Source organism: Pseudoalteromonas sp. NJ631 (assembly GCF_000276645.1).
Classification (GTDB): domain Bacteria; phylum Pseudomonadota; class Gammaproteobacteria; order Enterobacterales; family Alteromonadaceae; genus Pseudoalteromonas; species Pseudoalteromonas piscicida.
Genome location: NZ_AKXJ01000006.1, coordinates 242,768 through 257,310 on the forward strand (window position 1 = coordinate 242,768; position 14,543 = coordinate 257,310).

15 protein-coding genes are annotated in these 14,543 nt (G+C 44.7%); 3 read left to right on the plus strand and 12 right to left on the minus strand.

What is annotated here, in order from left to right:
* Nucleotides 1-451: 451 nt before the first annotated feature.
* The 12 genes from rlmM to hemA all read right to left on the minus strand — a co-directional run bounded on the left by rlmM (nt 452) and on the right by hemA (nt 11,872).
* The gene (gene rlmM, locus A587_RS0112795; RefSeq protein WP_017217932.1) at nt 452-1,537 is read right to left on the minus strand and encodes a 23S rRNA (cytidine(2498)-2'-O)-methyltransferase RlmM; all 1,086 of its coding nucleotides are present in this window, start codon (nt 1,535-1,537) and stop codon (nt 452-454) included.
* A gap of 13 nt (nt 1,538-1,550) precedes the next feature.
* Nucleotides 1,551-1,919, minus strand: a complete 369-nt coding sequence (locus A587_RS0112800; RefSeq protein WP_017217933.1) for a DUF423 domain-containing protein — start codon at nt 1,917-1,919, stop codon at nt 1,551-1,553.
* Complete coding sequence (locus A587_RS0112805; protein ID WP_017217934.1) at nt 1,912-2,550, minus strand: alpha/beta family hydrolase; 639 nt, start codon at nt 2,548-2,550, stop codon at nt 1,912-1,914. The genes A587_RS0112800 and A587_RS0112805 overlap by 8 nt, the downstream gene beginning before the upstream one ends.
* Entirely contained in the window at nt 2,547-3,452 is a 906-nt protein-coding gene (locus A587_RS0112810; protein ID WP_010370478.1) for a transcriptional regulator GcvA, read from the minus strand. Before A587_RS0112810 ends, A587_RS0112805 begins: the two co-directional genes overlap by 4 nt.
* 85 nt (nt 3,453-3,537) lie before the next feature.
* Entirely contained in the window at nt 3,538-4,392 is an 855-nt protein-coding gene (gene kdsA, locus A587_RS0112815; protein ID WP_010370475.1) for a 3-deoxy-8-phosphooctulonate synthase, read from the minus strand.
* A gap of 10 nt (nt 4,393-4,402) precedes the next feature.
* Nucleotides 4,403-5,653 (minus strand): DUF819 family protein, encoded by a 1,251-nt coding sequence (locus tag A587_RS0112820; protein ID WP_010607347.1) that lies wholly within the window; start codon nt 5,651-5,653, stop codon nt 4,403-4,405.
* A gap of 36 nt (nt 5,654-5,689) precedes the next feature.
* The gene (locus A587_RS0112825; protein ID WP_010607348.1) at nt 5,690-6,526 is read right to left on the minus strand and encodes a tetratricopeptide repeat protein; all 837 of its coding nucleotides are present in this window, start codon (nt 6,524-6,526) and stop codon (nt 5,690-5,692) included.
* Between the two features lie 179 nt (nt 6,527-6,705).
* Nucleotides 6,706-7,080, minus strand: coding sequence for a SirB2 family protein (locus A587_RS0112830; protein ID WP_017217936.1), 375 nt, complete (start codon nt 7,078-7,080; stop codon nt 6,706-6,708).
* Nucleotides 7,081-7,088: 8 nt separating this feature from the next.
* Complete coding sequence (locus A587_RS0112835; protein ID WP_017217937.1) at nt 7,089-8,630, minus strand: response regulator; 1,542 nt, start codon at nt 8,628-8,630, stop codon at nt 7,089-7,091.
* A 47-nt stretch (nt 8,631-8,677) separates the two neighbouring features.
* Entirely contained in the window at nt 8,678-9,520 is an 843-nt protein-coding gene (prmC, locus tag A587_RS0112840; protein ID WP_017217938.1) for a peptide chain release factor N(5)-glutamine methyltransferase, read from the minus strand.
* Nucleotides 9,520-10,608: a peptide chain release factor 1 gene (gene prfA / locus A587_RS0112845; RefSeq protein ID WP_010607352.1), complete on the minus strand. Its 1,089-nt coding sequence runs from the start codon at nt 10,606-10,608 to the stop codon at nt 9,520-9,522. The genes prmC and prfA overlap by 1 nt, the downstream gene beginning before the upstream one ends.
* A 7-nt stretch (nt 10,609-10,615) precedes the next feature.
* Nucleotides 10,616-11,872: a glutamyl-tRNA reductase gene (gene hemA / locus A587_RS0112850; RefSeq protein ID WP_010370453.1), complete on the minus strand. Its 1,257-nt coding sequence runs from the start codon at nt 11,870-11,872 to the stop codon at nt 10,616-10,618.
* A gap of 83 nt (nt 11,873-11,955) precedes the next feature.
* Here hemA and lolB point away from each other — a divergent pair, with 83 nt between their 5' ends.
* The 3 genes from lolB to A587_RS0112865 all read left to right on the plus strand — a co-directional run bounded on the left by lolB (nt 11,956) and on the right by A587_RS0112865 (nt 14,425).
* On the plus strand, nt 11,956-12,540 hold the full coding sequence (gene lolB / locus A587_RS0112855; protein WP_157234650.1) for a lipoprotein insertase outer membrane protein LolB: 585 nt from the start codon (nt 11,956-11,958) through the stop codon (nt 12,538-12,540).
* Nucleotides 12,537-13,385 (plus strand): 4-(cytidine 5'-diphospho)-2-C-methyl-D-erythritol kinase, encoded by an 849-nt coding sequence (ispE, locus tag A587_RS0112860; RefSeq protein WP_017217939.1) that lies wholly within the window; start codon nt 12,537-12,539, stop codon nt 13,383-13,385. The genes lolB and ispE overlap by 4 nt, the downstream gene beginning before the upstream one ends.
* A 92-nt stretch (nt 13,386-13,477) precedes the next feature.
* A complete protein-coding gene (locus tag A587_RS0112865) occupies nt 13,478-14,425 on the plus strand; it encodes a ribose-phosphate pyrophosphokinase (protein WP_010370444.1) in 948 nt (315 codons plus the stop codon).
* Nucleotides 14,426-14,543: the final 118 nt, after the last annotated feature.

The window sequence follows — 14,543 nt, forward strand, 5'->3', positions numbered from 1 at the left end:
GGAGCCGCTTTATGCGGCGATCTTGATGAAAAATATCTCGATGTGAAATCACTCCTACAAATAAGGTAACATCGGTGTGGGATCCCTTTACGCGGCGAGCCTGATGGAATAAATCGCGATGTGAAATCGCGCCACCAATAAGGTAACATCGGTGTGGGATCCCTTTACGCGGCGAGCCTGATGTAAAATATCGCGATGTAAAATCGCTCCTACAACTAAGCTAACACCCGTGTGGGAGCCGCTTTACGCGGCGAGATTGATAAAAAAGATCGCGATGTGAAATCACTCCTACAAATAAGGTAACATCGGTGTGGGCTCCCTTTACGCGGCGAGCCTGATGGAATAAATCGCGATGTGAAATCGCGCCACCAATAAGGTAACACCCGTGTGGGAGCCGCTTTATGCGGCGAACTTGATGAAAAATATCGCGATGTGAAATCGCGCCTACAAATCAGCTATACAAATTTTGCGGTACTTTAAGCACATTAATATGTACCGTGACTTCCTCACGGTCATGATATAGGTGCTTTGCTTGGATCTCATAATCCACATTGTACTTTTGCAGCTCTTCATGGATAAGCGTAAGACATTCATACACACTGTCGAAGCGTTTTTTCATCGGTAGCTTTAAGTTAAAGATCAGCTCTCGAGCAAACGCATTCACCACCCAGTCCACCATCAGATCAGCAACACGCGTTGGCTTTTCGACCATATCACACACTAACCAATCAATATTGCGCTTTTCAGGGCGATATTTGAATCCATCTTCACGATAGTGCTTCACTTGTCCCGTTTCCATCAGGTCATCATTCATCGGGCCATTATCAATTGAGGCTACGAACATGCCACGGCGCACAAGTTGGTATGTCCAACCGCCAGGGCAAGCACCTAAATCAACGGCTCGCATCCCCGCACGCACACGTGTCTCTTGCTGGTCTTTAGGCACAAAGACATGGAATGCCTCGTCTAATTTTAGCGTCGAGCGGCTTGGAGCGTCCGATGGCATTCTCAGACGTGGAATGCCCATAAAAAATGGCGAATTGTTATCACTAAACGAATAACCAACATAAGCGGTGTTATTGGCAAGGAACAATACATGTAACACAGGCTTGGCAGGTTTTACCTCACGAGTCAGCTTGTTTTGCTTCTCGAGCGCCTTAGACAAAGGGGTTGAAAACTTTTTACAGAATTTAGAAAGTTCTTTTCCTTCATTAGTATCTGGCGTTTCAACGCGCAGCTCACCACACAAAGGAAAACCTTCCACCGCCGCTTTTATCACGCTCACTCTGTCTTCAATCGGCATATGAGTATGTAAAGTGCCAACAAACCACTGCCTTGCAAACACCAGTTTCTTAAAGTCGATTTTCTTCGCTAAGGTCTCAGCATCATTTGGCGAAAAACACTCAAATGTTACAAAAGCAGTACTCGGCTTAGCTTTTACGTAGCCTGCAATTCCATGCTTTGCAGCATAATGATTAATTTCGGCTGCGGCGTCACTTTCAAAACCACCGCGACAATAGATAACGATACTCGACATTAGATTCTCTAGATTAAAAGGAAGATTTAGCAGCTTGAACTATCAATAAAATCCAAGCAATTAAAAAACAGGTACCACCGATTGGGGTGATTGGCCCTAGCCATTTCATGCCCGTTAAGGCTAGTAAGTACAGACTACCACTAAATAGCAATACACCCGCAATAAAAAAGCCACCAGCAACTTGTACCTTGAGGCCCCATTTGATTAAAAACGCGGTGGCAATAATGGCAAGACCATGAGTCATTTGGTATTGCGCCGCCGTATTAAAAATACCAATGGCATAGTCGCTCAAACGTCCTTTGAGACCGTGAGCGGCAAACGCGCCTAGAGCCACAGACAATAAACAAAACACGCTGCCAATAATCAAGTAGAGCTTAGCCATGACAGCGCTCCTTAATAAAATTCGCCGCAATCACGGCAGCATTCGCGCGGCTCTCTGACTCGCTTACACCACTCACCTTACGTGGCTTGAGTGAATGGTCGCCATCTTTGAGCCATTTCACCATGACTTGCTCTGGAAAGCACATGGCATCAACCTCTGTACGATTGCCAAAGGTATCACGTTCGCCTTGTAAAATGAGCAGCGGGCATTTCAACTCAGGAAAATGGTCCACTCTGATCTTTTCCGGCTTACCAGGCGGGTGGAATGGATAGCCAAACGCAAGTACCCCTTCTACTTTTACGTTGGTTTCACAGGCCAGCATAGATGCCATACGCCCGCCCATTGATTTACCACCAATAAAGAGCGGTAGACTTGGTTCTACTGCGGCCAATACTTGCTGAAAATACGCGAGTAGCTTAGGGGCACGCTCTGGTGGGCGTTTTTTCCCTTCTTGTTTGGCTTGCTGCATATATTCAAAGTCAAAGAGTCCAACTTGAACGCCCTTAGAAGCAAGCAATTTAGCCATTTCTTGCATAAAATCGCTATCGCTTCCTGCGCCTGCACCATGGGCAAAAATAAACTGTGCAACTGGGTTTTCAGCATAGTGCCATTCAATATTTACTGCGCTCATAAACTATTTAACTCTTGTTCGTGTTCTACCATACCGAGCATCCATTCTTTGAATGAAACTATTTTACCCAGCTCTGACTGCGACTCTCTAAATACCAAATAATAGGCATTTTTACTTTCGAGGTGGTGACTAAACGGAATAACCAGTCGCCCTGCATCTATATCCGGTCTTGCCAGTACGCTATTGCCCAGCGCCACACCTTGGCCGTGAATTGCTGCCTGTAACACCATGGAAGAGTGACTGAAGATAGGTCCAGTATTTACCGCCACATTTCTGACCCCAGCGGTTTTCATCCATGCCTTCCAAGCGCGACGCGTGGTGTCATGGAGTAAAGTATGCTGGGCCAAATCGCTTGGCTGATTTAGCGGTTTGGGGCCAGTTAACAAAAATGGACTACATAATGGCACAAAGTACTCGGTATGTAGCTTATGGGTTTGCACCCCATTCCAGTTACCACGACCGTAGTAAATCGCGACATCAACATCATCCGTTAACGAGTTGTCGTCGTGATCTTGGGCTTTGATCCGTACGTCGATTTCAGGGTGCAACTCATTAAAGTTACTCAGCCTTGGTACCAACCATTGAATTGCAAAGCTCGGCGTCAAACTCACCGTTAACGACCCTTTTGCGCCTCGCGCTAGGAGCTTTTCAGTCGCATCGATTAATTGTGAAAAAATATCTTTAATATCGAGGTAATAACCCTGCCCTTCCTCAGTTAACAGTAAGGAGCGATTTTTTCGCAAAAACAGTTTTAAACCTAGATGTTCTTCTAAGATTTTAATTTGATGACTAACCGCAGCTTGAGTGACGTACAACTCCTCCGCCGCTTTGGTAAAGCTCAGGTGTCGTGCCGCCGCCTCAAAGGCTTTTAATGCATTTAATGGTGGAACTCGTCGTGACATTCATTCATGCCTATAAAAAACCCGCTAACCGCGGGCAAGTAAAATCCCCAAACAACATCTAATTATGAGGTCGCTTGGGTATAGATTATAAATCAGCTGCGCTGGTGTCCAGTGGCGCAAAACTCTTAACTAGCTCATCTACTGCTTTCATCTGTTGTAGGTAGCCTTCAAGTTTAGCCAATGGCAATGCACAAGGACCATCACACTTCGCTTCATTTGGGTTCGGATGCGCTTCAATAAAGAGTCCAGCTAACCCAAGCGCCATACCGCTACGAGCAAGCTCAGCAGCCTGAGCACGGCGGCCATCGGCAGAGTCGCTACGACCACCAGGACGCTGCAGCGCATGTGTCGCATCAAAAATAACAGGAGCCATACGCTTCATGTCATCCATGCCGAGCATATCTACGATCAGGTTGTTATAACCAAAGCTACTACCGCGTTCACAGAGGATAACTTTGTCATTACCCGCTTCATTGATCTTCTTAATGATATGACGCATTTCATGTGGCGCTAAAAACTGTGGTTTTTTCACGTTGATCACCGCACCAGTTTCTGCCATTGCGACAACTAAGTCAGTTTGACGAGCAAGAAACGCCGGTAACTGGATCACATCAGCAACTTCTGCTACGGGTTTTGCTTGGAATGGCTCATGTACATCGGTGATCACCGGTACATTAAAGGTCTTTTTGATTTCTTCAAAAATCTTTAAGCCTTCTTCCATGCCTGGGCCACGGTAAGAGTTAATTGACGAGCGATTGGCTTTATCAAATGACGCTTTAAATACGTATGGGATCCCAAGTTTACTTGTGACCTCAACGTAATGCTCTGCGATTTGCATTGCTAAGTCACGAGACTCAAGCACATTCATTCCACCGAACAGTACAAACGGCTTATCGTTTGCAACTTCTCGCCCCGCAACGTTAATAATATCTGTATTCATTTTTTATCCTTTAGCTGCCTATTACACGAAGCAATTGTCCGCATAACCAAGCCATATAAGTACCAAGGGCATAACCAAGCACCGCCAGTAATACACCTACCGGAGCAAGCGCTGGGTGAAACGCCGAGGCCACCACCGGCGCAGATGCCGCACCACCAATGTTTGCTTTACTGCCAACGGCAACATAAAACACAGGTGCTTTAATTAATTTAGCAACGATAAATAACAAACCAACATGCACGGCCATCCAAATAACACCAATAACGACGTATTTAGGCGCCTCAACAATTTTGGTGATATCCATGTGTAGACCAATGGTTGCTACTAAAATATATAAAAAGCTCGAGCCAATTTTTGACGCGCCAACCGCTTCATATTGACGTGCTTTGGTAAACGAAAGTGCCAGACCTATGGTCGTAACGAGGACAATGATCCAAAACAGTTTGCTGTGAAGAGAGAACTTCTTCAGCTCAGGGTAGTTACTACTAAAAAATGGCACCAGTAAGTCCGCAGCAAAATGCGCAAGCCCCGTTGCACCAAAAGCAAAACCAACCAAGATCATCAAATCTTTGAGCTCGGGTTTTCTTGCGTGCTCTGCTTCAAATGCTTGTACTTTGTCAATTAGGCGATTGATTGAAGAAGTATCCGCCCCTGTTCGCGCATCAATTTCTTTATTACGCGCCGCCATATAGAGCAAGCACGCCATCCACAAGTTTGCGACAACAATATCAACCGTTACCATGATGGTGAAGATCTCTCCGCCTGCGCCGTAAATCTCTTTCATCGCCACCATATTGGCACCACCACCAATCCAGCTTCCAGCAAGTGCGGCCATGCCACGCCATACGGCTTCTGGACCAGTTACGCCAAGTAGCTCAGGCATAAAGGTAGCAGTAAGTAAAAGCGCAATTGGGCCACCAATCACCACACCCACCGTTCCCGTCAGGAACATGATAATCGCCTTTTTACCCAAAGCCGCTATCGATTTTAGGTCAATGCTCAGTGTCAATAGCACCAAGCAAGCGGGTAACAGATAATACTTTGCTACCGTGTAAACATCGTTATTGTTGCCATCTACGATACCAAAGGTATTTAACAGCGATGGTAAGAAATAACACATCAACAGCGCTGGCACATACTTGTAAAATTTTGCCCAAACTCCGCTTTTTTGACTCGATGTGTAAAAAACAAATCCCAGAATAACGGCCAATAGGCCCATAATTACCGCGTTATTGGTAACGAGCGCAGCGCTTTGCTCCATAAATCCTCGCTGTTATTATTTTTTATATCACTATTTTTAATGCAAAATATTATTATGATCGGCCAACTCTTTGATCTGATGCTGGATCACTTCAATGGTTGGGTCGTCCGGACATTCATCAACAAAAAATTGTAAGTCGTCTTTTGCCATCTTCGGACAATTTAATTGGTTGAGTAGATAACCTCTATCACGACGTTCATAAGGATCATCGCCTAAGATATCCATCAATTGCTCGACGCAACTTAACGCGTGACCAAACTTTTCTGCCGCAATAAACGCCCACTTTTGCTGAGACAAATAAAGCTTTAACGACTCTTCGTTAAAAATAAGCTCCATCGGCTCTTGGTCTTTTTCTTGCTCTTTGTCTTGATTGTTTTCATTTTCTGGAATTATGTACCAGCTTTGGTGGCCTGAACTTGGCTCAATGACATAACCTTCTTCTTCGCTAAAAGCGACGTGTACGACAATCTCCCCTTGGCTTAGGGCGAGACTGGCCTCTAATTTCGCTCGTTCAAGCAGATGCACTAAGACAAGACCCAGTGCGGTATTGGTACCACTGCGCATAGAAAGTGCGTAACAAACGCTATTGAGCTTATATTCAGGCACCTTTTGACTGCTACCACTGAATAGCCACAAGGTATAAAAAGCGTCTAAGATTTCATCCAAACATTTATGATTGTTTGTATGCTTATGGCGAATTTCATCCACGGCAAATTCAAGCTCCGCTAACTGACACAAAGTTTCATTGGTGTCAGCTTGTGCATCCCAACTTTGCTCAGCCTTGATACAACGGATCAACGGCGGATAGGAAAATGCATCTGAATTGTCATCGAGAGATAAGTCATTCTCATCTAACCAGATATCATTCTTCATAGAATTCGGTTTCTCTTGAATTGCTTTCATTTAGAACGACTAGTTTACCACTTTTTGTCATATTCCCAAGGGGGGAAATTTAGTAATACCAATCTATCGTTCGCTGAAATAGTAAAAATGTTTACTTATTATGGAGATATAGAAGCGCCCGGTGATAAGCCAAGCGCCAATTGAAATGGTTAAGCAAAGAAGCCTTGTTTGCTTACAGCGAGATGCGCGATGGCCATTAGTACCAACGTTGCAGCGCCTAGCGCCAAATATTTGGTCTTTTTAACACTTGCTTTTGCAATTACAAAGCCCAATGCGATATAACCAAACACCAATACGATTTTTTGTAGTAGCCAAGGTTGTTGTGCAGGATTGAGCCCCGCCGTTACCGCCAAAATGACCGCTGTAACTAACAACAAAGTGTCTACGCTGTGGCTGGTAATAAACACGCCTTTGTTTGCTGCTAATTTACCAGAGCCCAAACGCGAAAACGCGCGAGTGTAAAAAAGCACGATGCTCAATACCACAAATAGTAAGTGCGTATGTTTTAACGCCATGTAATCCATATTATTCTCTAATCAGGGAAACGTTGTAGGATCAATTCTAACTCATTAATACAACGGTTGAATACATCTACGAGTTTGGGGTCAAAGTGTTTTCCCTTTTGCGCAGTAATCTCTTTTTGCGCTTCTTCTTGGCTCCATGCCTCTTTGTAGCAACGTTTATGGCGTAATGCATCATACACATCAGCTAGCGCTACGATGCGACCATAAAGGTGTATTTCATCGCCTTTTTTGCCTTTCGGATAACCGCTGCCATCCCATTTTTCATGGTGGTCTCGAGCGATTAGTGCGCCCGCACTGACAATCTCACGGCGAGAGTCTTTTAACAACTCAAAGCCTTTGTCTGTATGGGTTTGCATGACCTTCCACTCTTCGTCATCCAGCTTGCTAGGCTTATTTAAAATCGCGTCAGGAATACCAACTTTACCCACGTCGTGCAGTGGCGACGCCATTTTCACCAGCTCAGCTTCTTTATCAGAAAGGCCCATTTCTTTGGCAAGCGTATGACAAAGATATGCAACGCGCTTAACATGATTGCCGGTATTGGTTGAATGAAGCTCAAGCGCTTCACTTAAACGGATCACCAGTTCTTGCTGGGTATCTTCAATCTCGGCTTGTAGTTGTACATTTTCGTACGCCAATTGCATATTCTGAGCAAAAATATCAATTAAATGGCGCTGAGTTTCGGTTAAGAACTCAGGAATACCAGACACAAATAGCATTGAGGCGTGATTATAGTCACTGGAGCAATAGGCAAATAGGTAATTGTCTTTATATACAATGTCTTTATCTTGTAGTGCTTTTAAGCAGGCGTCCATTTGATCGCTGCTAAGCACTTCAGAAATCGGCTTACCTTCGCTACTTTCAAACTCTCCACGCCCTGCAAATACAACCAGTTGATCGTTCGTTTGACCAGGCTCTTTACCCGCCGCAAGTGACGTTGCATACATGGCTTGGTCGACCGTGCCTATCAGCGAAGTAAGTTGCTGTAACACGCCCTCGATAAAACTCTCTATTGAGTGAGTAGCAAAAATATCACGGGAGGCTTTAATGATTTTCTCAAGCCCCTGTCTTGATTGATCGATGGCGAGAATGTCACGATATGAACGTAAACTCGACATGACTACAGTAAAGAGTTTTTGCGCGGTGAGTTCTGTTTTTGACTTATAGTCGTTGATATCGTAGTTCACGATAACTTGGCGTTCAGGCGCTTGGCCTGGCTGACCAGTTCTTAAAATGATACGGATATGGTTGTTTTTGGCGGTTTCACGAATGTATTTTGCGACCTGCAAACCAGCATCGTCGGTTTCCATGACAACATCCAGCAATACCACCGCAGCATCGGGATTAGCATCAACGATTTTCTTTGCTTCTTCACCCGAATAAGCGCTAATAAATTCCAGACGCTTTTTTTGAAACTCAAAGTCACTGAGTGCTAATTTTGTCACTGCATGCACTTCGGGCTCATCATCGACAATAATTACCTTCCAAGTGCCTACTTTTTCAGGTTCAACTACGTCAGCGGGTTCGTCTGAAAACAAAAAATCATCCATATTGCGGATCCTATTGAAGCGCCTAACTTTCGTGTGAGTTCATGACTTTACGGCAACATTGCCAACGTCACTCTATCACACCCTGCCATATCTTTTATTGTAAGTATATTAATATACGCCATTTCTGCAAAAAACTGTTGGATCTTATCTGCTTGCTCAAAACCATGTTCAAGTAGCAAATATCCCCCCGAGTTCAGATGTAGCTTAGCCGTCCTGATGATATGAAAAATATCCGCATAGCCATGGTCATCCGCGACCAGCGCGCTGAGCGGTTCAAATCTCACATCCCCTTGCGATAAGTGGTGATCGGCTTCATCAATATAAGGTGGATTACTTACAATCAAATCAAACTGTTGTTCTGAAACCGCGCTAAACCAATCACTTTGCAAAATCGACACGTTTTTAAAGCCCAACTGAGATTGATTAGACTTTGCAAGCGCCACGGCGTCTGCTGAAGCATCTACTGCGGTGATTTGCCAAGCTGGATATTCACTCGCCAACGCCAGTGCTATCGCGCCAGTACCTGTGCCTAAGTCTAGCACCTGAGCGTCATTTGGCATGCTAAGAGTTAAAACATGCTCAATCAAAGTCTCAGTATCAGGCCTTGGAATAAGCGTGCTGTTGTTGACTTTTAAAGGCAGGCTCCAGAATTCTCTTTGACCTGTGATGTGTGCCACGGGTTCTCCCGTAACACGGCGTGCGATACATTCTTCGAATCGCTGCTGCTCTAATGTAGAAAGCTCAGCTTCGGGCCAAGTAAAGAGATAAGTGCGGTTTTTATCGATAACATGGAGTAATAACACTTCGCTATCGAGCTTTGCTGACTCGGAGTGTGGTAGCAGCTCAGAGGTTGCCCAAGCAACGGCTTGGGCAATGTTAAGTGTTGGCATTAATCGCTTTCGCTCATTGCTGCTAGTAGATCAGCCTGGTATTCAATAACCAGTGGATCGATAACAGCACCCAGCTCACCGGAGATCACTTCATTAAGGCGATAAAGTGTCAGGTTGATACGGTGATCGGTAATACGGCCCTGCGGGAAGTTGTAAGTACGAATACGCTCAGAGCGGTCACCGCTACCTACTAGATTACGACGTTCAGAGGCTTCTGCCGCTGCACGTTTTTCATCTTCTGCTTGCTGTAAACGCGCACTTAGTACAGACAACGCTTTCGCTCTGTTTTTATGTTGTGAACGTTCGTCCTGACATTCAACCACAACGCCTGTCGGCAAGTGAGTGATACGAATAGCGGAATCAGTTTTGTTTACGTGCTGACCACCGGCACCTGATGCACGGAAAGTATCCACTTTTAGATCAGATGGATTAATTTCGATTGCTTCTGCCTCTGGGATCTCTGCCATCACAGCGACCGTACACGCAGAGGTGTGAACACGGCCTTGAGATTCGGTTTCAGGCACACGCTGTACACGGTGAGCGCCGGATTCAAACTTAAGTTTGCCATAAACACCGTCGCCACTAATGTTAGCGATAACTTCTTTATAGCCACCGTGCTCGCCTTCGTTCGCGCTCACGATTTCAACGCGCCACTTTTGCGTTTCTGCATAGCGACTATACATACGGAATAAATCACCAGCGAAAATCGCGGCTTCATCACCACCGGTTCCCGCACGCACTTCCAAGAATACGTTGTTATTGTCTTTTGGATCTTTTGGTAACATCAATACTTGAAGGTCATCTTCAAGCGCAGCAATGGCAGCTTTTGCTTCTTTATACTCTTCCTGTGCCATTTCACGCATGTCTGGATCTGAGTCTTTTAGCATTTCTTCAGCAGTTGCGACGTCTTCCTGAGCCTGTTGGTAGGCTGTAAACGCTTTAACTACGTCTTCCAATTCTGAAAACTCTTTTGACAAGGCGCGAAAGCGGTTCTGATCGCTAATCACCTCAGGCGAGCTTAGCATCGCTTGAACTTCTTCATAGCGCTCTACTAAGGTTTCTAACTTACGATATACAGACTCTTTCATTTACACGTTATTCCTGCTCAATACCTAATGTTTGCTTGAGTTGCGCTAACTTATCTATATCGCCTTCTTTCGCAGCCTCTTGAATGGCGCGTGTTGGTGCGTGTGTTAGTCGATTACTCAGCTTATTTGCTAATTCAATAATAATTTTATCCGCTTCTTTGCCCGATTGTAGCTGATTTAGTGCTTTGTCCACGAGCTCATTTTTAATTTCTTGCGCGCTTTGGCGATACTGCCTAATCACATCCACTGAATGCAGCGAACGTTGCCACTCGGAAAACTCTTGCGTGCGTACATCGATGATCTGCTGCGCTTCAATGGCCGCTTGTTCACGACTGGCCAAGTTTTCATTGACTATCGCCTGCAGGTCATCAACTGAATAAAGATAAGCAGCATCCAACTCTGACACTTGGCTTTCGATATCGCGAGGTACCGCAATATCGATAAATAACATTGGTTTATGGCGACGTTTTTTAAGCGCTTGCTCGACTACTCCTTTACCGATAATTGGTAAGGTGCTCGCAGTTGAACTAATAACAATGTCTGCACTTGGTAGCGCATCTGGCAACTGTGCCAGTGAAATAACACTGCCGCCAACTTCTTTTGCTAGGTTTTGTGCGCGCTCAATTGTGCGGTTCGCGACTGTGATTGACTTTGGATTATGCTGCGATAAGTGTTTAGCAACTAATTCAATTGTTTCACCGGCACCAATTAACAAGACCTGAGTTTTATCCAATTGACCGTAAATATGCTTTGCCAAATTAACAGCAGCATATGCCACTGAGACTGCACTTGCACCAATATCGGTCTCAGTGCGTACTTGCTTCGCCACCGAAAAAGTCTTTTGGAATAAGCGCTCAAATGTTGGCTGAATTGCATGGTGCTGTTTGGCTGTACTAAAAGCTTGTTTAATTTGCCCAAGAATTTGTGGCTCACCTAAAACCAATGAGTCAAGACCGCAGGCAACTCGCATTAAATGGTTCACCGCATCCTGATTCATATGCACATAGACATTTTCTGTTAAGTCTCGTTGCTCTATGTTATGAAAATCTGACAACCAACCGAGTAGTGCTTGGGGATCAGCAGACTCAAGGCTACAATAGATCTCGGTTCGATTGCAGGTCGACACAATCACAGATTCTTTAAACTGCGAAGAATGTTGGAGTTGGTGCAATGCTTCTGTAAGCTGTTCTGGAGAAAACGCCACTTTTTCACGTAATTCTACAGACGCGGTTTTGTGATTGATACCAAGTGCGATGATGGTCATAGATGCCAGTATTGCTCGAGCCCTGCTTTAAAGCCGGCAATTTTACCAAAAATCAATCGAATATGGAAAGTAAGGAAAGGCCTTTGAGACAACTTCATTTGATTTTACTCATATTTTTATTAATTTTAACGGGTTGTGCGCAACAATTACCTCAGCAAAACGTAGCACAAGACTGGCAATCTAGGCTAAAACAACAAAAAAATTGGCAAGCGAGAGGTAAACTTGCATTTATTGCCCCTGACAATCGTCAATCAGCTAACTTTAATTGGTATTTAAAAGAAGATAAACAAAATCTGATTTTAACCAGCTTTGTTGGCACCCGCATATTCGAACTAGAAGAATTAGACACACATTCGGAGCTAACCTTTGAAGACAATGTCCATAAAGGTATGGACAGTAGCGATCTGGTTAAGCGTTTAAGTGGTCTCTCTCTTCCGGTCAATCAAGCCCCTCAATGGCTAACGGGCTTAGTTGAAGCACCAGCCAGCGAACTTGATGACCTTGGCAGAATAAGCAATGCACAGTGGCAAAGCCCATCAGGCCGAGTCTGGCAAATCACCTATCAACAATATAAAATGCAAGACGGAATGTGGCTGCCTAGCCGCATGAAACTCTCATCGACCAATATTGAGGTCAAAGTATTAATCACTTCATGGCAGTTTAAATGAAGACATTGACGCTAAGCGCACCGGCAAAATTAAATCTTTTTTTGCATATCAATGGCCGTCGAGAAGACGGCTACCATGAATTAGAAACTTTATTTACTTTCTTAGATTTTGGTGATGAATTAGCATTTACGCTAACCAGTAACCAGCAAGAAATCGTCATTTGTGGTGACACCGCAGGTATTCCACTCGAAGATAACCTCATTTATAAAGCCGCCAAAATTCTTGAGCCCTGTAAAAAAATTGCGACTGGTGTCGACATTCACTTAAATAAACAGCTTCCCATGGGTGGAGGTGTTGGTGGTGGTTCATCCGATGCTGCCACGACTTTATTGGCACTCAATACGCTGTGGCAATGTCAGCTTACTATCCCAGAACTTGCAAAACTTGGTCTCCAGCTAGGCGCCGATGTGCCTGTTTTTGTTGAAGGTAAAACAGCTGTAGCCCACGGCGTTGGCGAGCAACTTGAGCCAATTGACATCGCGCAAAAATGGTATTTGGTGGTTGCCCCACCCGTTCACGTCAGCACCGCGTTAGTCTTTACTCACCCAGATTTACCACGCAATACGCCTAAGCTAAAAAACGGTTGGAAACTCTCGGATACGGGCAACGACTGTCAAACTCTTGTCAAAAAGCTTTACCCCGAGGTTGAAAAGACCCTCGCGTGGTTGCTAAAATATGCACCAACCAAAATGACTGGTACTGGAGCTTGTTGTTTCGCGGAATTCGAAAATCGTGAGGCAGCGCTGCGTGTGCTCGAAACTCTACCTTCATCTTGGCAGGGCTTTATTGCCCAAAATACAAGTGAGTCAATTTGTCATCGACAATTGCGCGCTTGGCAAAACTAGAAGTAAATTGTTTAAGTTAGCTTGTTTTGACTTTTTTATTTCATGGTCATTGCATGTTAGTCCAAAAAATTCAGTGCCTGAGGAACCCTACCGTGCCCGACATGAAGCTCTTCGCTGGTAACGCAACACCTGAGCTAGCTCAAAAAGTTGCAAAACGTTTGTTTATTGAGTTAGGTGATGCCGTTGTTGGCCGTTTTAGCGACGGTGAAATTAGCGTTCAAATCAACGAAAACGTTCGTGGTTCAGATGTATTCATCATCCAATCAACATGTGCTCCTACAAATGATAATTTAATGGAGTTAATCGTCATGGTTGATGCGCTACGTCGTGCATCTGCTGGTCGTATCACAGCCGTTATTCCTTATTTCGGTTACGCACGTCAAGACCGCCGCGTGCGCTCTGCTCGTGTTCCAATTACTGCTAAAGTTGTTGCAGACTTCCTTTCAAGCGTAGGTGTTGACCGTGTTCTTACCGTTGACCTACACGCAGAACAAATCCAAGGCTTCTTCGACGTACCTGTTGACAATGTATTCGGTAGCCCAGTGCTAATCGAAGACATGAAAGAGCGTAAGTTCGAAGATGTAGTAGTAGTTTCACCTGATATCGGTGGTGTGGTTCGTGCTCGTGCGATTGCAAAACTGTTAGATGATAAAGACCTAGCGATCATTGATAAGCGTCGTCCACAGGCTAACGTTTCTCAAGTTATGCACATCATTGGTGATGTTGCTGGTCGTGACTGTATCATTGTCGATGACATGATAGATACAGGCGGTACTTTATGTAAAGCAGCAGCAGCACTTAAAGAGCACGGTGCAAAACGCGTATTCGCTTACGCAACCCACCCAGTACTTTCGGGCAATGCTGCGGAAAACCTACGCAACTCAGTTATCGATGAAGTTATCGTGACTGACTCAATTCCACTTTCTGATGAATTGAAAGCGCTTGATAACATCAAAGTACTAACACTTGCAGATATGATGGCCGAAACTATCCGCCGTATCAGCAACGAAGAGTCAATCTCTGCGATGTTTCAACACTAATCGGCACCAAAACTGATTAGCCAAAAAGCACCTCTGGTGCTTTTTTTGTTTTATAGGTTTCATTGCAAGTGCGTTAGTGGTATATTGGCGCGCCTTTTTTAGGCAGGGAGCTTGGTCG

Bases quoted from the DNA above. Each gene is read 5' to 3' on its own strand.
- rlmM (WP_017217932.1), bottom strand. From the start codon at position 1,537: ATGTCGAGTATCGTTATCTATTGTCGCGGTGGTTTTGAAAGTGACGCC.
- A587_RS0112800 (WP_017217933.1), bottom strand. From the start codon at position 1,919: ATGGCTAAGCTCTACTTGATTATTGGCAGCGTGTTTTGTTTATTGTCT.
- A587_RS0112805 (WP_017217934.1), bottom strand. From the start codon at position 2,550: ATGAGCGCAGTAAATATTGAATGGCACTATGCTGAAAACCCAGTTGCA.
- A587_RS0112810 (WP_010370478.1), bottom strand. From the start codon at position 3,452: ATGTCACGACGAGTTCCACCATTAAATGCATTAAAAGCCTTTGAGGCG.
- kdsA (WP_010370475.1), bottom strand. From the start codon at position 4,392: ATGAATACAGATATTATTAACGTTGCGGGGCGAGAAGTTGCAAACGAT.
- A587_RS0112820 (WP_010607347.1), bottom strand. From the start codon at position 5,653: ATGGAGCAAAGCGCTGCGCTCGTTACCAATAACGCGGTAATTATGGGC.
- A587_RS0112825 (WP_010607348.1), bottom strand. From the start codon at position 6,526: ATGAAGAATGATATCTGGTTAGATGAGAATGACTTATCTCTCGATGAC.
- A587_RS0112830 (WP_017217936.1), bottom strand. From the start codon at position 7,080: ATGGATTACATGGCGTTAAAACATACGCACTTACTATTTGTGGTATTG.
- A587_RS0112835 (WP_017217937.1), bottom strand. From the start codon at position 8,630: ATGGATGATTTTTTGTTTTCAGACGAACCCGCTGACGTAGTTGAACCT.
- prmC (WP_017217938.1), bottom strand. From the start codon at position 9,520: ATGCCAACACTTAACATTGCCCAAGCCGTTGCTTGGGCAACCTCTGAG.
- prfA (WP_010607352.1), bottom strand. From the start codon at position 10,608: ATGAAAGAGTCTGTATATCGTAAGTTAGAAACCTTAGTAGAGCGCTAT.
- hemA (WP_010370453.1), bottom strand. From the start codon at position 11,872: ATGACCATCATCGCACTTGGTATCAATCACAAAACCGCGTCTGTAGAA.
- ispE (WP_017217939.1), top strand. From the start codon at position 12,537: ATGAAGACATTGACGCTAAGCGCACCGGCAAAATTAAATCTTTTTTTG.